Here is a 24,677-nt window from a genome sequence, read left to right as displayed (position 1 = left end):
CCCCGCCAGCTTTTTTCATAGTCTTTGTCATGCCAACACCACTACTTCCTATGTCCGCCCCATCCACCCCACAGCGCCTGCGCGGCGCCCTGACGCGCAGCCTGCGCAGCGCGCAGCGCGGCTTCACCCTGATCGAAATCCTGGTCATCGTCGCCATCCTGGCCCTGCTGGCCAGCCTGGTGGGCCCGCAGGTCATGGGCGTGCTGGGCGGGCAAAAGTCCAAAACGGCACTGGTGCAGATCGCCGAGATCGAAAAAGCCCTGGACGTGTTCAAGCTCGAAGTGGGGCGCTACCCCACTTCCAGCGAGGGCCTGCAGGCCCTGGTCACGCGCCCGGGCGGCGTGGCCATCTGGAACGGCCCTTATCTGCGCGGCGGCGTGCCCAGCGACCCCTGGGGCAAGCCCTACGTCTACAGCAACCCTGGCCCCAATGGCGGCGTGCAGATCATGAGCTACGGCGGTGACGGCGCGCCCGGCGGCGAGGGGGAAAACGCCGACATCAGCAACGCCAAGTGATAAGCGCCTGCCCAAGCTGCCACAGCCGCAGCTTCTGGCATCCCATCCGGCATTGATTCAGGCCACAAGCTCTTGCTCCGCCCTGTCCTGCACCTCGCCCCTTGGCCGCGCGCACTGCGCAGGCGGCAGCGCGGCTTCACGCTCATCGAGCTGCTGGTGGTCATCGCCATCGCCGGGCTGATGGCGGCGCTGGTGCCGCTGGCCTACACCCGCATCCACGAAGGCGCGCAATACCGCGATGCGGTGCGCAGCCTCTGGACTTCACTGCGCACGCTGCGCGACGAGGCCTACAGCAGCGGCACGGTGACGCACTTCACGCTCGATTTGCGCAGCAGGCAGTTCAACCTGGGCCCGCGCAGCTACACCCTGCCCGAGGGGTTGGAGCTGCGCACCACCGTGGCCGAGCTGGACCCGCAGGCCGGGCGTGAGGTGGCCGCCATTTGGTTCCTGCCCGAAGGCGGCTCCACCGGCGGCAGCATCGAGCTGCTGCGCCCCAATGGCGATGGCACGCGGCTGCGCGTGGACTGGCTCACCGGCGACATTACGCAGGAGCCGCTGCTGCCATGAATGCCCGCCGTTCGATTCACTCGAGCCCGGCCCGCGTTGCGACAGGCTTTACGCTGATCGAAGTGCTGGTGGCGCTGTTCATCATGGCGCTGGCGCTGGCGCTGCTGTACCGCACGCTGGGCAGCAACACCCAGGCCGTGGCCATCAGCGGCCAATACCAACGCGCCACCATGCTGGCGCAGTCGCTGCTGAGCGCCCACGACGCCTTGCCCGAATCGGGCTGGAACGCCCAGGGCCAGTCCGGCGGCTTCGACTGGCAGGTCAGCAGCCAGCCCTACGCCACCGCGCCACAACAGCAGCACCTCAGCGTGGTGCCGCTGCACGAGCTGAACATCCGCGTGTCCTGGCGCGACGGCGAGCACGAGCGCGTCATCGCCCTGTCCACGCTGCGGCCGCAGCGCTACCTCGATGGCAGCGCCAACGCACTGCCTGATGACGCAGGAGCGCCGCAATGAAGCGCATGGCTCGCGGCATGGCGCACGGCTTCACGCTGCTGGAAATGCTGGTGGTGATGGCCTTGCTGGGCCTGGTGATGCTGGGCCTGGGCTCGTCCTTCTACAGCCTGGCGCAGACCGAGACGCGCATCGACGCGCGCCTGGACCGCGCCAGCCAGTTGCGCAGCGCCATGCACTTTCTCGAGCAAACCCTGGGCCATGTGGTGATGCGCCGCCGCCCTGGCGTGCGCCATGAAAACGAGTCGCGCTACTGGTTCGAGGGCGATGCCCAGCGCATCCGCTGGATCGGCATCATGCCCGCGCGCTACGGCATGGGCGGGCAGCACTTCTTCCAGCTCGCCGCCGAGCCCACCGAGCAGGGCCAAGCCCTGGTGCTGCGCTTCATGCCCTGGCAAGACCTGCCCCAGCTGCCCGAGCCCAGCCAGATGCAATCGCGCGTGTTGCTCAACGACCTGAGCCACTTCGCCATCCGCTATCGCGGCGAGGAGCAGGACGCCATCGCCTGGGCCGAGCAATGGCGCTTCCCCTTCCAGCTGCCCTCGCACGTCATGCTGGAGATGCACACCACGCAGCTGGCGCTGCCGGTCAAGATCATTGCGCTGCGTCGCCCGGGCGCAGCCTCGCAAGTGGACAACAGCGTGACAACTGGTGGTGGTCGATAACATACACGCCATATGCCTCTTATTCGCATCCGATGTAATCGCCTCTCTTGGGGGCGCACACGCGGCTTCGCGCTGATTGCCGTGCTCTGGGTCGTGGCCATCATGAGCGTCATCACCGTCGGCCTGGTGCAGTCAGTGCGCTCGGAGATCAAGACCACCGCGCTGGAACGCCAACGCCTGCAGGCCCAGGCCCTGGGCGAAGCCGCCATTGCCCTGGCCGCGCAGCAGGCCGACCTGCTCGCCCAGGAGAACCCGCAGCAAGGCCAGTTCGAGCTGACTGTGCAATACGGCGGCGCCAGCATCCCGGTGCGCATTCAAGGCCTGCACGGCTTCATTAACCTGACCAGCGCGCCGCCCGAGCTGCTGGCGCTGCTGCTCGAGCGCATCGGCGGCCTGAACGGCGCTGCCGCGCAGGAGCTGGCTGCGCGCATCGTGCAGTGGCGCGACGAGCCCACCAGCAGCGGCATCGCGCGCGGCATCGAGGCCCCCGAAGACCTGCTGCAAGTGCCCGGCATGCACTACGCGCTCTATGCTAGAGTGGCGGGCTTTGTGACCGCCAGCCTGCGCTACGGCAACCTGGATTTGCGCTCCAGCCCGGACTCACTGCGCGCCTTGTTTGGCCTGCAGCCAGGCGATACCGCGCCAGCGGGTGAGGCGCAACGCATGGAACGCATCCAGCTGTTTTTCCGCTTTACCGCCCTGGTGCCGCAGGAGGGCGCCACCTTTGAACTCACACGCGATATGCGCGTGAGCCACTTTGCGCAACGCAGTGGTCTGTATTGGCAGGTGCTGGACAGCCGCATCCGCGTGGCCAGCGCCAATGCCGCTGCGCCCTGAAGCCCCCTGCCACATCCTGTTTTCGGTCTGTCGTTTCCCCATAGCCCGCATGAGTGCACCGCCCTCTTCCACCCCGCCCGAAAAGCCGCAAGATTCACCCTGGGTGCTGTTCGGCCTGGACCTGCGCACCATCGGCCGGGACTGGCTTCAGGCCATGAAGCAGTTGCACCAGCGTGCGCCGCTGCGCTGGTTTGAGCTGGCGCCCAGCTACCAATTGCTGCGTGCCGATGGCAGTCTGGCGCGCTGGCAGGATGGCCGCCTGCGCCCTGAGGAACGCCCCGAACGCGCCAGCCATACACCGCTGTGGGCCATCGAGCTGCCCGAAGCGCTGCTGCTGCGCCGCAGCCTGACGCTGCCAGACCTGCCTGCGGCCCAAATCCGCCAGGCTGTGGAGCTGGACATCGCCAGCAGCAGCCCCTTTCCTGCAGACGAGCTCATCTGGGGCTTCAGCGAACAGCCTGTGAGCAGCCACAGCGCCGCACGGCAGATCCAGGCGGTCTTTGGCGCGCGTCAGCACATTCAGCAATACCTGGACGGGCTGCGCCAGCGCCCGCCCGCCCATGCTGGTGCAGCAGCCCTGCCTGCCGCCTGGCCCTTGGAGCGCAGCGAGCTTTGGGCCTTCGCGCCGCAGGGCGGCCGCCCCATCGTGCTGCAAGGCTTTGCCGAGGGCATTGCCCAGCAGGCCATCAATGCCCGGCGCCAGCGCACCTGGCTGGCCCTGCTGCTGGCCGCCGCGCTGCTGACGGCCCTGGCCGTCACGCCCACCTGGCGGCTGCGCAACCAGGCCATCGAGGCCAATCAGGCCTATCACGCGCTGCTGGCTCAGGCCAGCCGCCAGGACGGCGAGCGCACGGTGCTGATGAGCGCGCTGGAGAGCGCCACCCACATCCAAAGCCAGATGGCGCGGCGCGTCAACCCGGCAGAGGTCATCGAGCTGCTGAGCAAGCTGCTGCCCAATGACGTTTCGGCGCTGGAGCTCAAATGGGACGGCGAGGCCATCGACCTGACCGCCGAGGCCGGCAACGCTGCCGCCATCATCCAACTGCTCAGCGAGCATGAGGCGTTTGCCGAGGTGCGCACCACACGCCCAGTGCAGGTCGTGCCACGGGCCGACAAGGAGCGCTTCTCCGTGCAGATGCGCCTGGCGCCCGGGGCGCTGAACACCGGCTACACGCCCGAGCCCCTGCCTGAGACAACGCCACAGGCCGCACAGGCCGAGCCAGCCGCTGCGCCCATCCCCCAGCCCGATGCCGCCGCAGGTGCAGCCAGCACGGCCGCACCTGCGCCCAGCCCGGCATCGCCCCCAGCTGCCCCGATGGACGCAGGCGTGACGCCGCCTTCGGCCAGCCGCAGCCCGCAAGGCCAGAGCGACGTGGCCCCGGGCGCCATCGCTCCGGCCCCGGCGCTGGCCCTGCCCGGCGCCTCGCCGAACACCCCCGTCCCAGCCAACATGCCCGGCGTTGGCCAGTCGCCTGCCGCTGGCAGCAGCGCTACGGCGCCGGTGACTGAGCCTGCGCCCACAGCGCCAGCAGATGGCAACGCGCCTGCCGAGGCAGACGCCGAGGCCGAGGCTTTGGACGAGCCCGCTGAAGGAGGAAACGCGCAGTGAGCGTCGCCCAACCAACTACGATCCCATTCGCGCAGCGCCGCCTCTCCAAGGACAGCCTGCTGCAACTGCTCACTAGCCTGCTGGTGCTGGCCGCGCTGCTTGCCGGCGGCGCCTACGTAGTGAAAAAACACCTCTGGGCCCAGCAGACCCTGGCCGACGTTGGCCCGCGCTATCAGCGCCTACTGGGCATCACGCAATCCGAAGCGCAAATGCAGCAGGCCTTGCAGCGCAGCACCCAGCTGCTCGATGCCTACACCTACCCGGCCGAGCGCGACACCGGCCAGATCGGCACCGACATCCAGCAAAAGCTGCGCGCTGCGTTCTCCGGCACGCAAATGGTCATCCAAAGCAGCCAAGTGCTGCCCGAGGAAGAGCAGGAAGGCCATCTGCTGGCCATCCCCGTGGAAGTGCGCATGGAAGGCAACCTCCAAAGCCTGCGCCAGGGGCTGGTGGCTCTCTCGGCCCAGCGGCCCACCATTCAGATCGCCTCCATCTCGCTGCAGGCTGGGCGCAAACTCAGCCCTTACGACCCCATCCAACTCATTGTGCAAGCCCGCTTTTTCGTCTGGAGGCGCGCCGCATGAACACACGTCGTTCTCCGATCGCGCTGCTCTGGCTGCTGAACTTGGTGCTGGCACTGGCCCTGGCATTGGCTTGGCTGCTCTGGGGCCGCTCGCGCTGGACTGCGCCGCCGGCCATCGCGCCGGATTACACCTCGGCCCTGCAAGGCGCGGCGCTGCCAGGCCAGCTGCAACTGGCCGATTACCCGACGATCACGCAAAAACCGCTGTTCGAGCTCGAGCGCAAATGGCCTGATCCAGCGCCGCCGCCCCAGACTCCGCCCGCGCCACCGCCAGAGCCCGAGCCGGCCCAGGCCTTTGATTCGGCCCGGTTGCTGGGCGTGTACGACCAGGATGGCCAAGGCGTGGTGATTGTGGAAATCGAGGGCAAGAGCAAGCGGCTGCGCATCGGGCAAAGCCTGGAGGGCTGGACGCTCTCGGCCCTGGATGCCCGCTCGGCGCGCTTCACGCGCTCTGGCCAGAGCGCCAAGATACTGAGCATCGAGCGCCGCCGCCCGCAGGCCAAGGACAATGCCGCAGCAGGGGCAGCCCCCGCTGCCTTGCCGGGCGCGGCCACCACCAACCGGCGCCCGATCATCGCGCCCGTGCCTGCCGCAGTACCGCGCCCGCTGCCGCCGCGTTGACGCCACATGGATGCCACCCTCGCACAGCCCAATGAATCGCCTCACTTCGTAACGATTTTTTCATGCCATTGAAGCCCGCTGCTTGTTCAGCACGGTGGCCGACGCGCCCGCTGTAATACAGTGCCCCATTGCTTCAATGGATCCGATTGCATTTGATCGCCGCCGATTGCGCGCCATGCCCATGTCCCGTTTGACTTCCGCCCCCCGCCCCCAGGGCCCAGGCCGCCAGCCGCTGACTGCGCGCTGGGTCTGGACCTGTCTGGCCGTTGCCGCCAGCCAGTTCGCCTGCAGCCACCTGCCGCCACAGGCCGACAACGCCACCGGCCAAACCAGCGCCAGCGCCTCTGCCAGCGCCACGACGGTGCAGGCCAATTCAGAAGAGGTGCAGGCCTGGCAGGGCACGACCATGGCCGTCTCTGGCGAAGCGCCCAGGCCCAATCCCCGCATCGAAGGCCGCGCTGCCAATGGCCAAGACGATGGCCCGCCTGAGCCGCAGATCCGCATCTACGAAGGCGAAGGCGTAACCCTCAACCCGCCCAAGCGCGCCGTGGCCCTGACTGGCGAGGCCGGTGAATTCAACTTCGAGGAAGCGCCCATCACCGAGGTGGTGCACGTCATGATGGGCGAGATCCTCAAAGCCGACTATGTGCTGCACCAGCCCATTGGCGGCACTTTGACGCTCTCGACCCGCAAGGCCGTCTCCAAGGACACGGCCATGTCCCTGCTCGAGACCGCGCTGCTGGCCAACGGCCTGCTGATCGCGCAGGACAGCCGCGGCTTCTACCACATTGGTCCGCCCGAGGCGCTGCGCGGCATCGTGCCCGCGCCGCGCATGGCCGGCACCGGCTACGGCCCGCTGCCCCCAGGCTATGGCATCGTGCTGCTGCCGCTGGAATACATCGGCGCGGCCGAGATGGCCGAGATCCTCAAGCCTGTCATGGGCGACAGCTCGCTGCTGCGCGTGGACACCATCCGCAATCTGCTGGTGCTGGCCGGCACCCGGCCACAGGCCGAGGGGTGGATGGAGCTGGCGCGCACCTTCGACGTGAACCTGCTCAAAGGCATGTCGGTGGGCATCTTCCCGCTCAAGTACGCCTCTGTATCCGACGTGCAAGCAGCCATGCAGGTGCTGGCTGGCGAAACGCCCGGCGGCAGCGGCGCAACGGCCACCGCGCCGGGGCAGCAAAACCTCTCGCCACAGCAGCGCGCTGCCCAGCTGCGCGCACAACAGCAGGCCGCACAGGGCCGTCAGGCGCAGCCGGGCGGCCAGCAGCCGCAGGCGGCCACGCCCATTGCCGCGCAGGTTCTGCCGGTGCTGGGCTCGCTGCGCATCGTGCCGCTGGAGCGGCTCAACAGCATCATGGTCATCACGCCGCGCGCGCAGTATCTGGAGCAGGTCAAGACCTGGATCGGGCGCCTGGATCAGCCCAACGACAGCGTGGAGCCCCAACTGTTCGTCTACGGCGTCAAGAATGGCTCGGCCGCGCACCTGGCCCAGGTGCTGGGAGGCATCTTCGGCGGCACGCCCTCGGCCGGTGGCGCCGTTGCCAACAGCGGCGTGGCCCCTGGCCTGAGCCAAGCCAGCACGCAGACCACTGGCTTTGCCAATGCCAATACCAACAGCCGCTTCGGCGCCGGGGCGGGCCTGGGAGGCAACAATCGCCTGAGCGCCGGCGGTCTGGGCAGCAACCAGCCAGTCGTCAACACGGCCCCAGTGGCCATGGATCTGGGCGCAGCGCGCGTCATCGCCGATCCGCTCAACAACGCCATTCTGGTCTGGGGCACGCGCCAGGAGTACGAAAAGATCGAGGCCACGCTCAAGCGCCTGGACAAGCAGCCCGTGCAGGTGCTGCTGGAGGCCAGCATCATCGAGGTCACGCTCACCAAGGAACTGGAGTACGGCCTGCGCTGGGCCTTCAACGGCAACCTGGGCGATGGCTTCCGTGGCACGGGCGGCTCGCCCACGCTGCAAGGCATTACCCCGCCGACCGACAACGCGCTGGACATCGGCCGCTTTGCCGCCGGCGGCACTGGCCATGCCTTTACCTATGCGCTCACGCGCGGCAACCGCGTCAATGCGTTGCTGCAAATGCTGGCCAAACGCAATCTGGCCAAGATGCTCTCCAGCCCCTCGCTGCTGGTGCTGGACAATCACACAGCCAGCATTCTGGTGGGCGATCAGATCCCGATTGCCACCAGCTCACTGACCACGCCATCGGGCACGAACAACACCCAGAACGTCTCGCGCACCTACCAGTACCGCGACACCGGCGTGTCGCTGCAGGTCACGCCCTCGGTCAACGCTGGCGACATCGTGACCCTGGATGTGAACCAGGAAGTCACCAACCTGCTCTCGGCCGGCAGTGGCGACGACACCAACCCCAGTTTCGTGCAGCGCCAGATCTCCAGCAAGGTGGCCGTGCGCTCGGGCGAGCCCATCGTGCTGGGCGGTCTGATCCGGGAAAATACCCGCAACGGCAACGACGGCATCCCCGGCCTGGTCGACATCCCGGTGGCGCGCCATGCCTTTGGATCCACCAACCAGCGCAATGAGCGCACCGAGCTGCTGGTCATCATCACGCCGACGGTGATCCGCTCCAGCGACGAATTGCGCGATGCTGGCAACGAGCTGCGCGACCGCATGCAGGATCTGCTGCGCACCCGCGTCGAGGAAATCAAACGCGGCGGCCCGGTGCTGCCAGGCGAGGAAGACCTGGCCGATCTGGTCAAGCCCTTGACGCAAACCACGCTGCCGCCCGCTGCCGAGTTGCCCGCCACGGGCCAGAATTCGGCCCGCCCTGCCAACCCATAAACTTGGAACAGGCCCTACCACGGAGAATTGTCTATGCCACACACCAGCCGCCAACCCGCCCGCCCTCGCCTCAGCCACCGCGCCGCCTGGGCCGCAGCACTGTGCTCGGCCGCCGCACTGCTGGCAGCCTGCAATACCCAGAAAGCCGACAACCGCCCTCCCGAGGAAATCATCAGCGAGCGCGCCGCCGCTCGCTGGCAAGCCATGATGGATCGGGAGTACGCCAAGGCCTACGAGCACGTGGCCCCCAGCGTGCGCAGCGTCATGTCGCTGGACGGCTACAAGCGCCGCTACAACATCCTCAGCGACCAGCACCCCTCATCCTGGAAAAAGGCCGAAGTGCGCGGCGTGAGCTGTGAGAGCAGTGATGCCTGCACCGCCAAGGTCTATCTGGAAACCCAGATCCACGTGCCCAAGTTCCAAGGCATGCGCGCCACGGCTGAGACCGAAGAGCGCTGGATCCTGCAAGATGGCCAATGGTGGGTGCATTTGCGCTGAGCGCTGCTGAGCGCTGAGCATCGAGCGCGGCGCCTCACACCCACCCCCAGCAAAACGCCAGGCCTTGCCGCATCGGACAAGGCCTGGCGTTTTTTTGATGGCCGCGGCCTGGGCGGCACACGCCGTTCAGCTACGCAGCATTGCCATTAGCCCTGCTCAAACGCAGCCTGCGCCTGCGCGCCCGGCATGCTGGCAATGACCTGGGCCACAGCCGCCGTCAAGCGTTTGGCATACGGCACATGCAGAAATTCGTTAGGGCCGTGGGCATTGCTCTTGGGGCCCAGCACGCCGCAGACCATCATCTGCGCTGTGGGGAAACCCTGCGACAGCAAGCCCATCAGCGGAATCGTGCCGCCCTGGCCGATGTAGCCACATGGCGCTCCAAAGTGGGCCTGGCTTGCAGTGTCCAGCGCCTGACGGAACCAGTCGTCCATGGCCGGGGCATTCCAACCATTGCTGCCATGCACGTTCTCCCAGGTCACGCGCGCCTGGTAGGGGGCGTTGTCTTCCAGCAGGGCTTTCATCTGCTGCACGCAGGCGGCGGCATCCACCAGCGGCGGGATGCGAATGCTGAGCTTGAAAGCCGTGTGCGGGCGCAGCACATTGCCCGCGCTCTCCAGCGGCGGCATACCGTCCACGCCGGTCACGCTCAACGTGGGCCGCCAGGTGCGCTTGAGCAGCGCCTGCACCGGATCGGTGGTTGTAGGCAGAGCGAACAGCGTGGCGCCCCCGCAGTCGTAATGCGCCCAGGGAAAGCGCGCATAGACTTGCTCACCCAAAATGGCAGCCGTGGCGCGCGCCTGCTCCAGCCGCTCGGGCGGCACTTCACAGTGGAAGACCTCTGGCAGCAGACGCCCGCTGGCGCTGTCCTCGAGGCGATCGAGCACCTGGCGCATGATGCGAAACGACGAAGGCACCACGCCCGAGGCATCACCCGAGTGAACGCCTTCGGTGAGGATTTCGACTTTGAGCGTACCGGTAATGTTGCCGCGCAGGCTGGTGGTCAGCCACAGTTGGTCGTAATTGCCTGCACCCGAGTCAAGGCAGACCACCAGACCCACGTCGCCCATGCGCGGCTTGAGCGCATCGATGTAGGGCAGCAGATCGACCGAGCCGCTTTCCTCAGAGGTCTCTATCAGGCCGACGATGCGCGGGTGCGGCAGCTGCTGGCGCTTGAGCTCCTGCACAGCGGCAATGCTGGCGTAAACGGCATAACCATCATCGGCGCCGCCGCGGCCATAAAGCCGGCCTTGCTCGTACTTGGGCGTCCACGGCCCCAGGTCGCTGCGCCAGCCGGAAAACTCAGGCTGTTTGTCCAGGTGGCCGTACATCAGCACCGTTTTGCCCGTGGTGCTGCCACTGGCAGCGATGTCAAAGAACAGCACAGGCGTGCGCCCGGGCAAGCGCACGATCTCCAACTGCAGGCCGGGCACTTTCTGTGCCAGCACCCAATCGGCCGCATCCTGCAAAACCTTGTCCAGCAAGCCATGCGCGGCCCAGTCCGGATCGAACATGGGTGACTTGGCCGGCACGGCAATGTAGTCCTGCAAGCGCTGCAGAATGTCTGCATCCCATTGGCGGCCAATGTGCGCCAAGGCCTGTTCGGGTTGCAGAGTACGGGAAACGATGGGAGTGCTCATGAGTGCCAACGGAGCAAAACAGGGGGATGCGTCAATCTCAGCAGAGGCCACCCAGCCAGCGGGGCGCGCTGGCTGGGTGGGATGGGCCAAGGCGCCCGTTCAGCGCCAGCGGCTCAGGGCGCGCAGCGGTCGCTCCATGCGCTCGACCATGCGCCAGCCGCGCCAGACCAGCGGGCCCATCCACAGCAGCGAGCGCAGCAGCTTGCGCGGGCCCAGCACCAGGCCGCTGCCCAGGGCCAGCCCCACGGAGATGGGGTGGCGCAGCGCAAAGTCTCGCCCTGCCAGCCACAGCGGATTGGCACCGACGGTGTGCGCCGCCGCACGCGCCCAATGCCTGGGCGGGGCCGGCTCGGCGTCGAACGCAGCCGCCTCGCTGGCCGCCAGGCGCGTGCGCGCTGCCATCGCATGCCTTGGCGCCTGCGCGGCATGCAGACGCAAGCGTTGGCGCTGCTGGGCAATGCGCTGCAGCACCAGCGCCTCCTCTGGCTGCACCGAAGCGCCAGCGTGCTTCAAGAGGGCCGCCACGTCACGCAGTGCGTCGTCGTCGTCGCGGCCTGGTATGCGGTTGACATTCATAAACGCTCCTTCATTGCGCGAAAGTCCTGCGCCAACACCGTGCGTGTCAGCACGAAAGGCTTGGCCATGCGCTTTTTCATCATGACGATGACCAGCAGGGCTATCAGCAGCAGCCCGCCCCATGCGCCGCCCAGCACCCACAAGGCCGTATGCCACTGCGGGCTTTGCCAGTAGGCCAGCATCACAGCCAGCGAGCCCACGATCAAGGCCCCGAACAAGAACATCAGCAACAAGGCCACGGCAATGGCCATGCCCACAAGGCCCGTCCATTGCTTGCGCCATTCGAGCTGCGCCAGATCCAAGCGGTCGGCCACAGCCAGGCCGCCCTCATCCAGCCAATAGCGCGCCGACTCGCGCAGGCGCTCAACACCCAACAATCTTTGCCAATTCATTGCCCAGCCTTTCTTCAAAACAAGAAGCCAGCCTGCGGCTGGCTTGATTGGCCTGCAACTGGCAGGCCACGAAGAGCTTGTTCCGCCTTTGAATAGGCCTCAGAGCCTGCTCAAAGGCTTTGCGCAGCTGCTGGATCAACGACGGCCCAGCAAAAAGCCCAGCACTACACCCACAGCAACGGCTGCGCCAGCCACATGCCAGGGCTCATCGTGGGCATAGCGGTTGGCGGCATCGGCGCCATCACGTGCACGGCTTGCCGCTTCCTGGGCGGTACGCACCGTGGCTTCGCGCAGACGGTGGTAGCCATCGTCGAATTTTTCGCGCAGCTGGCGGATTTGCGGCACGTCGTCCAGATCGCGGCTGGAGATCACATCGCGCAGTTCAGACACCAAACGCTCGAAATCATCGCGGGGTTGCTTGGAGAAAATTCCCATCTCTATACCTTTCTTTTCTGTTGGTTGATGCCCGCAGACTACAGGCACAAAGGACAAGGGGTTCTGCCACAACCCCATGGCCGGCCATCTTAACAAGCGGTGTTTTCCTCAGGGGCTCGTAAGGTTTTCAGTGCCAGCGGCTGCATCAAGCCAGGCTTTCCTGCTGGGCAAACTGCACCAGCGCATCCTCGCGACCAGTCTCGCGGATGTGCGTGGGCAGGCCAATGCGATTCATCAGATTGATGAAGGGCTGGTAGGGCAACTCTTCCACATTGACCATGCCGCGCACGTCCCACACGCCCTGGGCAATCAGCATGGCTGCGGCCGCAGCCGGCACGCCGGCGGTGTAGGAAATGCCCTGGCTGCCCACTTCGGCAAAGGCCTCGACGTGGTCGGCCACGTTGTAGATGAAGACCTCGCGCGGCTGGCCATTCTTGACGCCCTTGACCAGGTTGCCGATGCAGGTCTTGCCTACGTAGCCCGGCGCCAGCGAGGCCGGATCGGGCAGCACGGCCTTGACCAGCTGCAGCGGCACGACGCTTTGGCCGTTGTCCAGCGTGACGGGCTTTTCCGACAACAGACCGATGTTGCGCAGCACGTTGAAGACGTTGATGTAGTGCTCGCCAAAGCCCATCCAGAAGCGGATGTTGGGCACGTTCAGGTTTTGCGACAGCGAGTGCAGCTCATCGTGACCTGTCAGGTAGGAGGTTTGCTGCCCGACCACGGGCAGATCGTCGGTGCGCTGCACCTCGAACATCTTGTTGGACTGCCACTGCCTCCCCTGCCAGGACCAGACCTGGCCGGTGAACTCGCGGAAGTTGATCTCCGGGTTGAAGTTGGTGGCGAAGTAGCGCCCGTGGCTGCCGGCGTTGATGTCGATGATGTCGATGGAGTCGACCTGGTCGAAGTATTCGTTGACGGCCAGCGCCGCATAGGCATTGACCACGCCGGGATCGAAGCCGCAGCCGAGGATGGCCGTCACGCCGCGCTCGGCGCAGCGGGGCTTGCGCTTCCACTCGTGGTTGGCGTACCAGGGCGGGGTTTCGCAGATCTTGTCGGCATCCTCGTGGATGGCCGTGTCGATGTAGGCTGCGCCCGTTTCGATGCAGGCCTCCAGCACCGACATGTTGACGAAGGCATGGCCCAGGTTGATGACGATTTGCGCGCCGGTGCGCTCGATCAGCGCGCGCGTGGCTGCCGTGTCCATGGCGTCGAGCTGATGCGCCTGCAGCACGCCCTGTGGATCCTGCAGCGAACCTTTCTCACGGATGCTGTCGATGATGGCGTGGCATTTGCCTATGGTGCGCGAGGCGATGTGAATGTCGCCCAGCAAGCGGTTGTGCGCTGCGCACTTATGCGCCGCTACCTGCCCAACTCCACCAGCGCCGATGATCAAAACGTTCTTCTTCATTTCGCACAAAGCCCCCTGTAAACAGTGGTTGAAAAATCGCCATTCAGGCCCTCAGGCATGCCTCAGGAGAGGCTGCACAGATAGTCCTCATAGCCAAAGGATTGCACCAGCTCTTCGCGGCCGTCCAGCCGGGCCACGACGATGCTGGGCATGGCCACGCCATTGAACCAGTTCTTCTTGACCATGGTGTAGCCGGCCGCGTCCTCGATGCTCAGGCGATCGCCCACCTGCAGCGGCCGCTCGAAGCGGAAGCTGCCGAAGATGTCGCCGGCCAGGCAGGTCTTGCCGCACACCAGATATTCGTGCTCGCCGGTGTTGGGCTCGATGCGCCCGCTCAGGCCATAGATCAGCAAATCAAGCATGTGCGCCTCGGTGGAGCTGTCGACGATGGCCAGCGGCTTGCCGTTGAAACCCACGTCCAGCACGCTGACCTCCAGGGTGGCTGCGCCGGCGACGGCGGCCTCACCGGGCTCCAGGTACACCTGCACGCCATGGCGCTGGGCAAAAGCCTTCAGACGCTGCGCCAGCGCATCGAGCGGATAGCCAGGATCAGCAAAATGGATTCCGCCGCCGAGGCTGACCCATTGCACCTGCGCCAGCAACGCGCCAAAGCGCGCCTCGATCTGGCCCAGCATGGCATCGAAGCTCTCGAAGCTGCGGTTCTCGCAGTTGTTGTGGAACATCAGCCCCGAGAGCTGGCCCACAACCTCAGCAATGCGCTGCGGATCAGCCTCGCCCAGCCGGCTGTGCGGACGCGCCGGATCGGCCAGCAGATAAGGCGAATTACTCACCCCCGGATTGACCCGCAACCCCACGGGCAGACCCGCCGCAGCGGCGCGCGCGCCAAAGCGCTGCAACTGGCCCAGCGAGTTGAAAATGATCTTGTCGCTGTGCGCCAGCACCTCGTCGATCTCATGATCGGCAAAGGCCACGCTGTAGGCATGCGTCTCGCCGCCGAACTTCTGCCGGCCCAGCTTGACTTCGTGCAGCGAAGAGGAAGTCGTGCCCGCCAGGTACTGGCGCATCAGCGGGAATACCGACCAGGTCGAAAAACACTTGAGCGCCAGCAGAGCCTTGGCGCCGGACTGCTCGCACAGCTGCGCAATGCGCTGCATGTTGACCAGCAACCGCTGCTCATCGATGCGGTAGTAAGGGGTTGCGAACTGGGCCGCTGGGGTGGTGGTGGGCAATTGCTCCTGCTCCTTGGAAAAAGCGATGCATCAACCAAGCCGGCAAGCGGCTGGTGCGAAAAAAGTATGCGCTGCTGGCCTTGCGCTGCTGCAAGGCTGGGGGGAAGTGAGGCGTGGCCTGCGCCTGAGGCCGGAGCAGCCGGCAAAGCAGACCGACCCATCAGCGCGGGCTGTGGCGGCTTGGCCACTGGGGCGCGGCATACGCGCCCAGGCAAGACCACAACAAAGAAACAACGGCCCAGCCTGCGCCGGCAGGGCCGCTGCGCCATTACCAGACGATCAGCGCACGCAGCGCGTGGTAGCTGCGCGCTGCCGCCAACGACAGCGTGGCATCACGCTCCCAACGATAAGTCGTGGTCAAGGCAAAAGTCATGGCGTTGCATCAACCTGGTTGGCGAATAAAGAAACGGGGCCGGCCGGCCCCGTGCGGATGCTTGCAGGCTGCGCGGCCTGCAGAGGCTGGGCATTTTACCTGAGTTGCCCCAAACCCAGTCAGTCCAGCGCCGCCAGCGGATGGGCTGCGGTTGGCCAAGGGCTGTCGAAGAATGCCGCCACCTCGCGCTCGTCCACCTCCTCGATGCGCGCTGGCTTCCACTGCGGCTGGTGGTCCTTGTCCACCGCCAGCGCGCGAATGCCCTCGATGGTCTCGCTGTTCTTCTGGCGCTCATCGCGCAGGTAGAAACAGTGGCGCACCAGGTCGCGCTCCATGCGCAGGTCATCGGCCAGGCTGAGCTGGCGGCCGCGACGGATTTGCTCCAGCACCACGTGCAGCATCAGCGGCGAGCGCTTGCGCAGCGTCTGCGCAGTCTCGGCCGCCCAGGTGGCTTGGCCGTCTGCATGGGCGCCGCCCTCCAGGGCCTCGATGATGGCCTTGACGCTGCCCAGGCCGAAGATGCGGTCGATCGCCTCGCGCTGGGCGCTGGCCGGGCTTTCGGGCGCAGCGGCAAACTGCTGGCGCACATAGTCGCTGACGGCTTGGGAGTCGGCAAAATCACCGGCCAGACCATCCCACAGCGCGGCCAGTTTTTCCGAGGGCATGAAACCATCGGCCAGGCCAAAGGCCAACGCATCGCCCGCGCCAATCACGTTGCCCACCAAGGCCAGGTATTCGCCCACGTGGCCCGGCGCACGGCTGAGGAAGTAGCCGCCGCCCACATCTGGGAACAGGCCAATGCCGGTCTCGGGCATGGCCATCTTGGTGCGCTCGGTGACGATGCGCAGATCCGCCCCTTGCGAAATGCCCATGCCGCCGCCCATGACGATGCCGTCCATGAAGGCGATGTAGGGCTTGCCCAGGTGGTGCGTGAGGTGGTTGAGCTGGTATTCCTCGGTAAAGAAGTCCTCCAACTGCGGGTTGCCATCACTGCCGGCGCGGTGCAGGAAGCGAATATCCCCGCCAGCGCAGAACGCTCCGAACGGCCCCTCGCGCCCATTGCCGCGAATGGCAATGGCCAGCACAGCCGGATCGTCGCGCCAAGCCTGCAGCACGCGGGCCAGCTCACGCACCATGCCCAGCGACAGCGCATTGAGCGCTTTGGGGCGGTTGAGGGTGATGAAGCCGGTCTTGCCGCGCACTTCGGTCAGGATTTCTGGGGAATCGCTCATGGGTTGTCTCCTGAATGGTTCACAAGTCAAGCAAAGCCGCCGATTATGCAGGCTGCCCGGCCTGCGCAAGCCCGATAATCGCGCGCCATGCAAGAGTGGCTCATCGTTTCGTTCGCATCGCTGTTTGCCGGCTTCGTTGACTCCATCGTCGGCGGTGGCGGCCTGGTGTTGCTGCCCACCCTGTTTGCCGTCTATCCGCTGGCCTCGCCCGCCACGATCAGCGGCACGAACAAGACCGGCGCCATCTTCGGCACCAGCTTTGCGGCCTGGAAGTACGCGCAGCGTGTGCGCTTCGACTGGGCCGTGCTGCTGCCGGCCGTGGCCTGTGCCTTCGCCGGCGCCATGCTCGGCGCCTGGGCGGTGACGGTGGTCTCGGCCCAGCTGGTGCGCAAGCTGCTGCCCTTTATGCTGCTGGCCGTGCTGCTCTACACCCTGTACAAAAAAGACTTGGGCAGCCACCACCAGCCGCGCGGCAGCACAGGCCGGCAAGCCGCGCTGGCCAGCGGCCTGGGGCTGACGATTGGCTTTTACGACGGCTTCTTCGGCCCGGGCACCGGCAGCTTTTTCGTGTTTGCGCTGGTGCGCCTGCTGGGCTACGACTTCCTCAACGCCTCGGCCAGCGCCAAGCTGCTGAACATCTCCACCAACTGCGCCTCGATCTTGCTGCTGGGCCTGGGCGGCTATATCTGGTGGCACCTGACCGTGCCGCTGGCGCTGGCCAACGTGCTGGGCAGCATGCTGGGCACGTTCATGGCGCTGCGCTATGGCTCAGGCTTCGTGCGCTGGATCTTCGTGGCCGTGGTCTCGCTGCTGATCGTCCGCTCGCTCTGGGATGCCTTTGTGCGCTGAGCCATTGAGCGCCTGTCCTCAACTCCCAAAGTCGTCAGGAACAGCGCCTGCCCCAAGTCAGCCAACCACTCAAAGACTCACACGCCAAGCCAGCGCGGCGCGATGGCGCGCCCCGCCTGCGTGCGCCAGCCGCGCCGAACGGCCAGCTGTGCCGCCCAGCAGCAGCGACAGGCTGTGGCGCCCGCTCAGGTGCCAGTTCAGATCGAGCTGCCACCAGCGACGGGCATGGTCCAGGTCCTGGCGCACAAAGGCCGCCAGCTGGGTGCCGGGCCAGCCCAGCGGTTTGTCCCAGGCCATGCGCACGAAGGCGGCCCTGCTTTGCTGTCGGGCGTCGCGTTGCAGCTCGATGGTCCAGACCGGGCCGCTGGCGCTGGTCCAGGTGGCGCCCAGGGCGTGGTCCAGGCCCCAACGCTGCTCATCCGCTGCGCGCCAGGTGGGCGGGCGCAGCGCGGTGGGCAGCGTGCCGCGCTGGGCGTAGGCGATTTCGGCATGCAGCACCCAAGCATCGGTGGCCAGGTAGGTCAGGTTGGCGCCCCAGCGGGGGGCATCGCCATGTCGCCAGTAGGCGATGGCGTCAAAGGTGCTGCGTTCGCCCAGCGTGGGGGCCAGCTTGAGCAGCAGCGCGTCGCGCGCGTTGGTACGCCGCCAGCCGAAGGCGCGGGGGTCGTCGTTGCCGTGCGCGATGGCCGGGATCAGGGCCGCTTGGATCGAGCCGGCCTCGCCCAGCCATTGCTGGCGCAGCATGACGGTGCCCAGGCGGTTTTCGCGCAACGCGCGAGGGTCCTGCGTGGCTTGCACGATGCCTGCGCCGTCGCGCAAGAAGTCGGTGGGGTTGAAGCCGCTGGCCACGCCGTGGCGCCAGTTGATGCGCCCGGCGTCGATGAACCAGCCGCTGGCCCATTGGTGGCTGACGTAGGCCTCGCGCAAGGCATTGCGCGTTTGCGTGCGGGCCGATGACCACAGGCGTTCAGCGCGGTTGGACAGCCCCGCCCGCGTGCGGTTGCCCAGTGGCCATTCGCGCCGGAAGTCCAGCACGAAGCCTTGCTGCTGCGCGGAGACGGCGGTGGCCGGCAGGCTGCGTCGCCCGAGCCACTGTTGCGACAGCTCCACCCGCAGCCCCAGCGGGTCTGCCGCCTGTCGGGTCGCCGCGCCATCGGCTTGCAGCGACAGTGGGTCAAGGCTCTGGGCGGCTAGCGGCAGGACGGCCAGGCCCAGCCCCAGCAGGCCGCCCAGCCGGGCGGCCGCCCGTTGCCTGGGCGCGAGCAGACGGGCCGGGGGCATAGGCAGGGGCGCTGTCATGGCTGGGCCTGCGCGGGCGTTTCGGAGGCCGCCTCGCCCGTGAAGCGGGGCAGGTAGTCGCGCTGCATCCAGGTGGCGGGAATGTCCTGCAGGCGGTGCTGGCTTTGCGTCATCAGGGTCACCCAATCCGGGCTCATGCCGTCGATGATCACGGTCTCGGTGGGGCGCTGCTCGCCCAGCACGTCCTGGTACTTGCGGAAGTAGGCGGTTTTCAGCAGGCGGCCTTCGGCGCTGCGGTAGCGCGCCATCACGGGCCGGTGGCTGCTGGCGTCGATCCAGTAGTCGATGGCGGCGTAAGGCACATCGCCGCGCTGCGCCAGCAGCTTGAGCTGGAGGGTGGCGCGCTCTTGCCGGTCGCCGTCACGAATCGTCTCCCGCTGGACGAAGCTGGCTGTGTAGTCCCTGGCCAGGCGGGTGCTCATCACGTCGCCGTTGCTGGCCTGGCCCAGCAGGCGCTGCTGGGGCGAGATGCGCACGCTGGCGCGCGTCGAGGGGTCGTAGAACCACAGCTCCAAGCCGTTGCGCAGCATCAGCTTGCCGTGGTCGCGCGCGGGCGATTCGAAGCGGATCAGGTTGTCGAACTGCCCGCCGCTGGCGGCCGGGCGCGCGAACACGGTGAGCACGGACTGCGCGCTTTGTTTGCCGTGGCGGAACTCGGTCAGCGTGTTGCGCAGCGCAAAGCTGCCGGGCAGGTTGCGGATCTGGTCGCTGCGCTCCAGCCATGCCTGGGCCTGGGCATCGCTGACGGCCTCGTCGGCCCGCGCCAGGGTCAATGGCCAAGCCAGCAGAGTGGTCAGCGCGGCCAGCGCCAGCGCCCGGCGATGGGGCAGCGGGCCAAGCGAAGGGTTTGCCGTTTTGATGGATGCTTTAGACATGGCTCAAGGCCTCCACGATTTGCTGATGCGAGGCGCGGCGGGCGGGCCACCACGAGGACAGGCAGGCGATCAGCGCCATCAGGCCCACGATGGCGGCGCACAGGGCAAGATTGCCCGCGATGTCGATCTGGATGGGCACGGACGTGGTGCTGCCCGGGGGCGTCCAACTCAGGCCGGCCCGGTTGATGCCCCAGACCGAAAGCGCCATGGCCGACAGCACGCCCAGGCTGCCGCCCAGCAGCCCCAGCAGGCCGCCTTCTGCGAGGAACAAGCGCAGGATGTCGCCGCGTGTCAGGCCCATGGCGCGCAGCGTGCCGATTTCATGGACGCGCTCGCTGACGGCCATGTTGACGGTGTTGGCCACCGAGAACAGCGTAACCACCAGCATCAGCAACGTCACGAAGCCCAGCAGGGTGTTGAACATGGCGACGATCTGGCCGTAGGCGGGCTGCACGTCCATGAAGTTGCGCACTTGCAGCTTCTGCCCGCCCTGTGTCTGGTAGCGCTGCTGCAGCAGCGTGTGCACGCGCGCCTGGGCGGCGGGCAGCTGCTCGGTGCGGTGCAGTTGCAGCACCAGTGCCGACACGTCCTTGCCATCGGGGCCGAACACCAGCCGCTGCGCCAGGGGCAGCGGCATGCCCACGTACATCATGTCCAGCTCGCGCTGGCCCAGGCGCTGGGCCTGGCGGATGGGCATGCGCACGATGTTGGGCGCACCGCCACTGCTGGCGGCCATCAGCTCGATGGCGACCTCGTCGGTCGAGGGGCGTTGCTGCTCGCTGCGTGCCAGCGTGCGTGCCTGCTGGCCCAGCTCGGCCAGGTCTTGGCCGATGGTCGGCGCGTCGGCATCGGCCGTGTCGGTCGGTCGGGCGGCGCAGTCGCTGATTTTCAGCGCATCGCACATGCCCAGCAGCTGCGCCAGGCCCACGCCGATCGTGCCGGCATCGGGCCGGGCCGGATCCAGGTTGGCCGCCATGGGTGGATGGCCAGTGCCCAGGCCGTCCCAATCCAGCATGCGCTGGCGCGGCCCGGGCGACCAGCCGGCGGCGACGAAAGTCGAGGAGTTGCCGGTCTCGAAGTAGCCAGCCACGCCCTGCACTTGCAGCATGGGCGAGAGCACGCGCAGCATGGGGCGGAGCGCTTCGTCCTCCTCCAGCAGGCGCTGCACGTCATCGGCATCGCGCAGCGCGTACTGGCTGGGGGCGGCGCGGCCAAAGTCCAGCCAGCCTTCGACCATCACGTGCAAATGGCCGGTGCTGCGCACCGTCATGGTCTGAAGGCCCTGGATGGTGGCCGAGACATAGCCGGCCAGCACCACGATGGCGGCGGCGGCCACGCCGATGGCGCCCAGGGTGATCAGGGTTCTTCGGCGGTTGCGCAGCACGTTGCGCAGAGCAAGCGAGAAGGTCTTCATGGCTGCACCTGCAAAGCTGCATCCGCCCGGGGATATCGGGCCTTGTGGCGCGTGTCCTTGATGTCCAGCACCCGGCCGTCGAGCAGGTTCACGCGCACGTCGGCCATCTCGATCACGGCCGGGTCGTGCGAAGACAGCAGGATGGAGCAGCCCATCTCGGCCTGCATCTGGCGCAGCAGCGCGATGATGCTGGCCCCCGTCTGGCGGTCCAGATTGGCGGTGGGCTCATCAGCGATCACGATGGGGGGCTGGTTGGCCAGCGCCCGAGCAATGGCCACGCGCTGGCGCTGCCCGCCCGAGAGCTCGTCGGGCCGGTGCCCAGCCTTGTCCGTCAGGCCCACGGCGGCCAGCATCTGCCGGGCGCGGACCAAGCGCTCGGCGCGCGAGAGCTGGCCGAGCCGCATGGGGTATTCCACGTTCTCCAGCGCGCTGAGCACCGGCAGCAGGTTGAAGGACTGGAAGACGAAACCGATGTGCCGGCCACGAAAGCGCGACAGCGCGTCGTCGTGCAGGGCGGCCGGGTCATGGCCGTCCACGCTCACGCGGCCCTCGTCGGGGCGGTCCAGCAGACCCACCATGTGCAGCAGCGTGCTCTTGCCGCAGCCAGAGGGGCCGGCCACCACGGTGACGCAGCCCCGTTCGATGTCCAGGTTCACCGCATCCAGCGCCACCACCGTGGCCTGGCCCATGCGGTAGCGCTTGCCGACCTGGCGCAACGACGCCACACAGGGCGCTGGCCTCCTCTCGATCTCGCTCATGTTCGCACTCTCCTTGTCTGCAACGCAGGGCCGGCCACGGCGCTCCGGGCGGCTGCCTGCTGGTTGTGGCTGCTGGCATTGCAGCGCGACAAGGTGTCGGGCGTTTATCCGCGGCAGGGCCGATTTGTATGCGCGGCTGTCGCGGCCCGCGCTGGAGACATTCCAGCAAGGCAGCGACACACACCGACACAGAAAGGCCCGCACAATGGCGCCATGTCCCAGACCGACCACCTGCTCATCGTCGATGACGACCCCGACATCCGCCGCCTGCTGGCCGATTACCTGGGCCGGCAAGGCGTCAGAGTCAGCTGCGCCGCCGACGGGCAGGCCATGCGCGCCGTGCTGGCGCGCAGCCCGGTGGATGCCATCGTGCTGGACCTGATGCTGCCCGGCGAGGACGGCCAGACGCTGTTTCGCTGGCTGCGCACCCAAGCCGCCCACGCCAGCACGCCAGTGCTGATGCTCACCGCCATGGCCGACGACGTGGACCGCATCATCGGCTTGGAAATGGGGGCCGACGACTACGTGCCCAAGCCCTTCGTGCCGCGCGAGCTGCTGGCCCGCGTGCGCGCCGTGCTGCGCCGCGCGCGCATGCTGCCGCCGGGCTCGCCGCGCGACGAAACTGCCCGCTACCTGACCTTTGGCGACTGGACGCTGGACACCGTGCAGCGCCACCTCATCGCCCGCGGCGGCACCATCACCTTGCTGCAGGCGGCCGAATACGCACTGCTGCGCTTTCTGCTCGACCATCCGCTGAAAGTGGTCAGCCGCGACGCCCTGCTCACCGGCCTGGCCGGGCGCGACGCCGAGCTGTTCGACCGCGCCATCGACCTGCGCGTGAGCCGGCTACGCAAGCGCCTGGGCGATACCGCGCGCGAGCCCAGCTACATCAAGACCATCCGCGGCGAAGGCTACGTGCTGTGCCGGCAGGTCAGCGGCCATGCCACGCGCCCGCAGGGCTTTGGCCAGGCAGACGCGCCATGAAGGCCCGGCGCAGCCCCACGCTGGCCGGGCGCATGGTGCTCATCCTGCTGGCCACGACCATCGCCATGCAGCTGCTCAGCTTCGCCGTCATGGCCAGCGGCGCCTGGCGCATGCGCGACAAGCTCTACGACTTCCTGGCCGCCGACACCGCCTTCATCCACCGCTTCCTGGCCCAGCAGCCGCCGCAGGCGCGGCGCCAGTGGCTGCCCGCGCTCGGCCGCGGCGAGCTCTACGGCATCGACATCCTGCCCCTGGCCGGGCTGCCCGCCCCCGTCGCGCTGCACGAGCTGGCGCGCCTCATGAACGGCCTGCAGCAGCAGCTGGCCCGGCAGGGCCAGGCGCCATCGGCGCACCTGATCCTGCGCGGCCAGGCGCCGGCCATCGTCGTGCCGCTCGACGCCCGGGAGGCGCTGCTGGTCACGCTGCCGGCCCAGCCGCCCCTGTCACCCCCGCCCATCTACGTCATCGCCCTGTACCTGCTGCTGCTCTCCCTGGGCGTCATGGCCGTGGCCCTGTACGCCGTGCGCCAGCTCACGCGGCCGCTGCAACGCTTCACGCAGGCCGCGCAGGCGCTGGCCAGCAACCTGGACGCGCCCCCGCTGGCCTGCTGCGGCCCGGCCGAAGTGCAGCAGGCCAGCGCCGCTTTCAACGCCATGCAGGCCGCGCTGCAAAAAAACCTGGCCGAGCGCACGCGCATCCTGGCCTCCATCTCGCACGACCTGAAAACCCCGCTGACCCGGCTGCGCCTGCGCCTGGACCAGCTGCCCACCGCCGCCGAGCGCCAGGCCGCCGGGCAGGACATCGACGGCATGCTGGCGCTGATCCAGGAAGGGCTGGATTACGCCCGCAGCGAACACGTGCAGGAGTCCCTGGTCGCCACTGACCTGAACGCCCTGGTCGACATCCTGATCGAACAGGCCGAGGACCTGGGCCACGCTGTCAGCCTGCAAGGCCGGCTGCCCGCGCCCGTGCGCTGCGCCCCGCGCGCCACCCGGCGCGCGCTGCAAAACCTGCTGGACAACGCCCTGGCCCACGGACGCGAGGCAGGCATCGTGCTCAGCCAGGACGCCAGCGGCAGCCACATCTGCATCCAGGACCGCGGCCCCGGCCTGCCCCCGCACGAGCTGGCGCGCGTGTTCGAGCCCTTCTACCGCGTCGAAGCCTCGCGCAACCGCGCCAGCGGCGGCTCCGGTCTGGGCCTGACCATCGCCCGCAACCTGCTGCAGGGCCAGGGCGCGCAACTGCAACTGCGCAACCGCACAGGCGGCGGTCTGCAGGCCTGGGTGCGCTTTGCGGCGCACTGAATGCCTGATCCCGTGCGTGCCCGATCCCGGCTACTATGGCGCACGATCACGATGCTGCGAGAGCGGCAAGCCGCCTCTGCCCACGCCAGCATGGGCCGATACTGCCGCGTCACGAATGGACTGTGCATTTCGAGGAGATGACCATGGATTGCTATTGCCTGCTGTTTGCCGACTACGACGCGCTGGACTTGATGGGGCCGGTGGAGATGCTGCAGCACGCAGGCGCGAGCTTGCACTATGTGTCGCAGCACGGCGGGCTGGTGCGCAGCCGCGCGGGCTTCGAGGTGATGACGACGGCGCTCAAAGAGCTGCCGGCGCAGGCGCTGCTGCTGGTGCCTGGCGGCCAGGGCACGCGGGCGCTGGTGCAGGATGCGCATTTCCTGCAGGCGCTGCGCCAGTGGGTGGCGCAGGCGCACACGGTGCTTTCGGTGTGCACGGGCGCGGCGCTGCTGGCGGCCACCGGAGCGCTGGACGGGCTGCGCGCCACGAGCAACAAGAAAGCCTTTGCCTGGGTGCAAGGCTGCGGCCCCCAGGTGCTGTGGCAGCCGCGCGCGCGCTGGGTGCAGGCCGGCAAGTTCCACACCTCTTCGGGCGTGTCGGCGGGCATGGACATGGCCCTGGCCTTCATTGCCGAGCGCTGCGGCCTGGAAGAAGCCCGGCGCATCGCCCGGCATTGCGAGTACCTCTGGAGCGAGAACCCGCAGGACGACCCGTTCGCTGCGCCACTTTGACCTGTCCCATGGCCATTGGCGCTGCGATTCGTGCAGCCCGGCGCACTTGCACTGA

Annotated in this window: 25 protein-coding genes; 14 read left to right on the top strand and 11 right to left on the bottom strand. The window is 67.4% G+C overall.

Translation table 11 applies throughout. The annotated features are described in order from the left end of the window. Positions 1-50: 50 nt before the first annotated feature. From gspG to CK620_RS06135, 10 genes are all read left to right on the top strand, one after another. A complete protein-coding gene (gene gspG / locus CK620_RS06180; protein ID WP_095540308.1) occupies positions 51-515 on the top strand; it encodes a type II secretion system major pseudopilin GspG in 465 nt (154 codons plus the stop codon). A gap of 72 nt (positions 516-587) precedes the next feature. Next, a complete protein-coding gene (locus CK620_RS06175; protein ID WP_238944825.1) occupies positions 588-1,082 on the top strand; it encodes a GspH/FimT family pseudopilin in 495 nt (164 codons plus the stop codon). Further along, the gene (locus CK620_RS06170; protein ID WP_095549529.1) at positions 1,079-1,537 is read left to right on the top strand and encodes a prepilin-type N-terminal cleavage/methylation domain-containing protein; all 459 of its coding nucleotides are present in this window, start codon (positions 1,079-1,081) and stop codon (positions 1,535-1,537) included. Before CK620_RS06175 ends, CK620_RS06170 begins: the two co-directional genes overlap by 4 nt. Further along, entirely contained in the window at positions 1,534-2,199 is a 666-nt protein-coding gene (locus tag CK620_RS06165; protein WP_095549528.1) for a prepilin-type N-terminal cleavage/methylation domain-containing protein, read from the top strand. The genes CK620_RS06170 and CK620_RS06165 overlap by 4 nt, the downstream gene beginning before the upstream one ends. Before the next feature lie 12 nt (positions 2,200-2,211). Beyond that, entirely contained in the window at positions 2,212-3,036 is an 825-nt protein-coding gene (locus tag CK620_RS06160; protein ID WP_143325961.1) for a general secretion pathway protein GspK, read from the top strand. Positions 3,037-3,085: 49 nt separating this feature from the next. Further along, positions 3,086-4,645 (top strand): PilN domain-containing protein, encoded by a 1,560-nt coding sequence (locus CK620_RS06155; RefSeq protein ID WP_095549526.1) that lies wholly within the window; start codon positions 3,086-3,088, stop codon positions 4,643-4,645. Continuing rightward, entirely contained in the window at positions 4,642-5,229 is a 588-nt protein-coding gene (locus CK620_RS06150) for a GspMb/PilO family protein (protein ID WP_095549525.1), read from the top strand. Before CK620_RS06155 ends, CK620_RS06150 begins: the two co-directional genes overlap by 4 nt. After that, positions 5,226-5,849 (top strand): hypothetical protein, encoded by a 624-nt coding sequence (locus tag CK620_RS06145; RefSeq protein ID WP_095549524.1) that lies wholly within the window; start codon positions 5,226-5,228, stop codon positions 5,847-5,849. The genes CK620_RS06150 and CK620_RS06145 overlap by 4 nt, the downstream gene beginning before the upstream one ends. Before the next feature lie 181 nt (positions 5,850-6,030). After that, positions 6,031-8,661, top strand: a complete 2,631-nt coding sequence (gene gspD, locus CK620_RS06140; RefSeq protein WP_179290582.1) for a type II secretion system secretin GspD — start codon at positions 6,031-6,033, stop codon at positions 8,659-8,661. Between the two features lie 33 nt (positions 8,662-8,694). Next, positions 8,695-9,159: a hypothetical protein gene (locus CK620_RS06135; protein WP_095549522.1), complete on the top strand. Its 465-nt coding sequence runs from the start codon at positions 8,695-8,697 to the stop codon at positions 9,157-9,159. Between the two features lie 146 nt (positions 9,160-9,305). Here CK620_RS06135 and CK620_RS06130 read toward each other — a convergent pair whose 3' ends face one another. The 7 genes from CK620_RS06130 to CK620_RS06100 form a co-directional block, all read right to left on the bottom strand. Beyond that, positions 9,306-10,799 (bottom strand): M20 family metallopeptidase, encoded by a 1,494-nt coding sequence (locus CK620_RS06130; protein ID WP_095549521.1) that lies wholly within the window; start codon positions 10,797-10,799, stop codon positions 9,306-9,308. A gap of 99 nt (positions 10,800-10,898) precedes the next feature. Continuing rightward, complete coding sequence (locus CK620_RS06125; RefSeq protein ID WP_095542676.1) at positions 10,899-11,375, bottom strand: hypothetical protein; 477 nt, start codon at positions 11,373-11,375, stop codon at positions 10,899-10,901. Further along, a complete protein-coding gene (locus CK620_RS06120) occupies positions 11,372-11,767 on the bottom strand; it encodes a phage holin family protein (protein ID WP_095542677.1) in 396 nt (131 codons plus the stop codon). Before CK620_RS06120 ends, CK620_RS06125 begins: the two co-directional genes overlap by 4 nt. Before the next feature lie 135 nt (positions 11,768-11,902). Then, positions 11,903-12,202: an ElaB/YgaM/YqjD family protein gene (locus CK620_RS06115; protein ID WP_095542678.1), complete on the bottom strand. Its 300-nt coding sequence runs from the start codon at positions 12,200-12,202 to the stop codon at positions 11,903-11,905. A 145-nt stretch (positions 12,203-12,347) separates the two neighbouring features. Continuing rightward, complete coding sequence (locus tag CK620_RS06110) at positions 12,348-13,613, bottom strand: saccharopine dehydrogenase family protein (protein WP_095542679.1); 1,266 nt, start codon at positions 13,611-13,613, stop codon at positions 12,348-12,350. 62 nt (positions 13,614-13,675) lie between these two features. Then, complete coding sequence (locus CK620_RS06105; protein WP_095549629.1) at positions 13,676-14,728, bottom strand: carboxynorspermidine decarboxylase; 1,053 nt, start codon at positions 14,726-14,728, stop codon at positions 13,676-13,678. Between the two features lie 567 nt (positions 14,729-15,295). Continuing rightward, positions 15,296-16,408 carry an enoyl-CoA hydratase/isomerase family protein gene (locus CK620_RS06100; protein ID WP_095542680.1) on the bottom strand — a complete coding sequence of 371 codons (1,113 nt, stop codon included), beginning with the start codon at positions 16,406-16,408 and terminating at the stop codon, positions 15,296-15,298. Between the two features lie 87 nt (positions 16,409-16,495). Between CK620_RS06100 and CK620_RS06095 the strand changes: the two genes are divergently transcribed. Beyond that, positions 16,496-17,257, top strand: coding sequence for a sulfite exporter TauE/SafE family protein (locus CK620_RS06095; protein WP_095549520.1), 762 nt, complete (start codon positions 16,496-16,498; stop codon positions 17,255-17,257). 69 nt (positions 17,258-17,326) lie between these two features. Here the strand turns inward: CK620_RS06095 and CK620_RS06090 are convergent, their stop codons facing one another. From CK620_RS06090 to CK620_RS06075, 4 genes are read right to left on the bottom strand one after another with little or no spacing between them, the layout of a single operon-like run. Beyond that, a complete protein-coding gene (locus CK620_RS06090) occupies positions 17,327-18,556 on the bottom strand; it encodes a hypothetical protein (protein WP_143325959.1) in 1,230 nt (409 codons plus the stop codon). Then, a complete protein-coding gene (locus CK620_RS06085; RefSeq protein WP_095549518.1) occupies positions 18,553-19,431 on the bottom strand; it encodes an outer membrane lipoprotein-sorting protein in 879 nt (292 codons plus the stop codon). Before CK620_RS06085 ends, CK620_RS06090 begins: the two co-directional genes overlap by 4 nt. Further along, entirely contained in the window at positions 19,424-20,845 is a 1,422-nt protein-coding gene (locus CK620_RS06080) for an ABC transporter permease (protein WP_095549517.1), read from the bottom strand. The genes CK620_RS06085 and CK620_RS06080 overlap by 8 nt, the downstream gene beginning before the upstream one ends. Continuing rightward, positions 20,842-21,603, bottom strand: coding sequence for an ABC transporter ATP-binding protein (locus tag CK620_RS06075; protein ID WP_420894205.1), 762 nt, complete (start codon positions 21,601-21,603; stop codon positions 20,842-20,844). Before CK620_RS06075 ends, CK620_RS06080 begins: the two co-directional genes overlap by 4 nt. Positions 21,604-21,816: 213 nt before the next feature. Here CK620_RS06075 and CK620_RS06070 point away from each other — a divergent pair, with 213 nt between their 5' ends. The 3 genes from CK620_RS06070 (at position 21,817) to CK620_RS06060 (ending at position 24,622) form a co-directional block, all read left to right on the top strand. After that, the gene (locus tag CK620_RS06070; RefSeq protein ID WP_095549516.1) at positions 21,817-22,587 is read left to right on the top strand and encodes a response regulator; all 771 of its coding nucleotides are present in this window, start codon (positions 21,817-21,819) and stop codon (positions 22,585-22,587) included. Further along, the gene (locus tag CK620_RS06065; protein ID WP_095549515.1) at positions 22,584-23,891 is read left to right on the top strand and encodes an ATP-binding protein; all 1,308 of its coding nucleotides are present in this window, start codon (positions 22,584-22,586) and stop codon (positions 23,889-23,891) included. Before CK620_RS06070 ends, CK620_RS06065 begins: the two co-directional genes overlap by 4 nt. Positions 23,892-24,034: 143 nt before the next feature. Then, positions 24,035-24,622 carry a DJ-1/PfpI family protein gene (locus CK620_RS06060; RefSeq protein ID WP_095549627.1) on the top strand — a complete coding sequence of 196 codons (588 nt, stop codon included), beginning with the start codon at positions 24,035-24,037 and terminating at the stop codon, positions 24,620-24,622. Positions 24,623-24,677: the final 55 nt, after the last annotated feature.

Origin of the sequence: Vandammella animalimorsus (assembly GCF_002285285.1) — a bacterium.
Taxonomy (GTDB): Bacteria; Pseudomonadota; Gammaproteobacteria; order Burkholderiales; family Burkholderiaceae_C; genus Lampropedia; species Lampropedia animalimorsus.
This window is presented reverse-complemented; position numbering and strand designations above follow the sequence as displayed.

Bases quoted from the DNA above. Each gene is read 5' to 3' on its own strand.
- gspG (WP_095540308.1), top strand. From the start codon at position 51: ATGTCCGCCCCATCCACCCCACAGCGCCTGCGCGGCGCCCTGACGCGC.
- CK620_RS06170 (WP_095549529.1), top strand. From the start codon at position 1,079: ATGAATGCCCGCCGTTCGATTCACTCGAGCCCGGCCCGCGTTGCGACA.
- CK620_RS06165 (WP_095549528.1), top strand. From the start codon at position 1,534: ATGAAGCGCATGGCTCGCGGCATGGCGCACGGCTTCACGCTGCTGGAA.
- CK620_RS06160 (WP_143325961.1), top strand. From the start codon at position 2,212: ATGCCTCTTATTCGCATCCGATGTAATCGCCTCTCTTGGGGGCGCACA.
- CK620_RS06155 (WP_095549526.1), top strand. From the start codon at position 3,086: ATGAGTGCACCGCCCTCTTCCACCCCGCCCGAAAAGCCGCAAGATTCA.
- CK620_RS06145 (WP_095549524.1), top strand. From the start codon at position 5,226: ATGAACACACGTCGTTCTCCGATCGCGCTGCTCTGGCTGCTGAACTTG.
- gspD (WP_179290582.1), top strand. From the start codon at position 6,031: ATGTCCCGTTTGACTTCCGCCCCCCGCCCCCAGGGCCCAGGCCGCCAG.
- CK620_RS06135 (WP_095549522.1), top strand. From the start codon at position 8,695: ATGCCACACACCAGCCGCCAACCCGCCCGCCCTCGCCTCAGCCACCGC.
- CK620_RS06130 (WP_095549521.1), bottom strand. From the start codon at position 10,799: ATGAGCACTCCCATCGTTTCCCGTACTCTGCAACCCGAACAGGCCTTG.
- CK620_RS06125 (WP_095542676.1), bottom strand. From the start codon at position 11,375: ATGAATGTCAACCGCATACCAGGCCGCGACGACGACGACGCACTGCGT.
- CK620_RS06120 (WP_095542677.1), bottom strand. From the start codon at position 11,767: ATGAATTGGCAAAGATTGTTGGGTGTTGAGCGCCTGCGCGAGTCGGCG.
- CK620_RS06115 (WP_095542678.1), bottom strand. From the start codon at position 12,202: ATGGGAATTTTCTCCAAGCAACCCCGCGATGATTTCGAGCGTTTGGTG.
- CK620_RS06110 (WP_095542679.1), bottom strand. From the start codon at position 13,613: ATGAAGAAGAACGTTTTGATCATCGGCGCTGGTGGAGTTGGGCAGGTA.
- CK620_RS06105 (WP_095549629.1), bottom strand. From the start codon at position 14,728: ATGCAGCGCATTGCGCAGCTGTGCGAGCAGTCCGGCGCCAAGGCTCTG.
- CK620_RS06100 (WP_095542680.1), bottom strand. From the start codon at position 16,408: ATGAGCGATTCCCCAGAAATCCTGACCGAAGTGCGCGGCAAGACCGGC.
- CK620_RS06095 (WP_095549520.1), top strand. From the start codon at position 16,496: ATGCAAGAGTGGCTCATCGTTTCGTTCGCATCGCTGTTTGCCGGCTTC.
- CK620_RS06090 (WP_143325959.1), bottom strand. From the start codon at position 18,556: ATGACAGCGCCCCTGCCTATGCCCCCGGCCCGTCTGCTCGCGCCCAGG.
- CK620_RS06085 (WP_095549518.1), bottom strand. From the start codon at position 19,431: ATGTCTAAAGCATCCATCAAAACGGCAAACCCTTCGCTTGGCCCGCTG.
- CK620_RS06080 (WP_095549517.1), bottom strand. From the start codon at position 20,845: ATGAAGACCTTCTCGCTTGCTCTGCGCAACGTGCTGCGCAACCGCCGA.
- CK620_RS06075 (WP_420894205.1), bottom strand. From the start codon at position 21,603: ATGAGCGAGATCGAGAGGAGGCCAGCGCCCTGTGTGGCGTCGTTGCGC.
- CK620_RS06070 (WP_095549516.1), top strand. From the start codon at position 21,817: ATGTCCCAGACCGACCACCTGCTCATCGTCGATGACGACCCCGACATC.
- CK620_RS06065 (WP_095549515.1), top strand. From the start codon at position 22,584: ATGAAGGCCCGGCGCAGCCCCACGCTGGCCGGGCGCATGGTGCTCATC.
- CK620_RS06060 (WP_095549627.1), top strand. From the start codon at position 24,035: ATGGATTGCTATTGCCTGCTGTTTGCCGACTACGACGCGCTGGACTTG.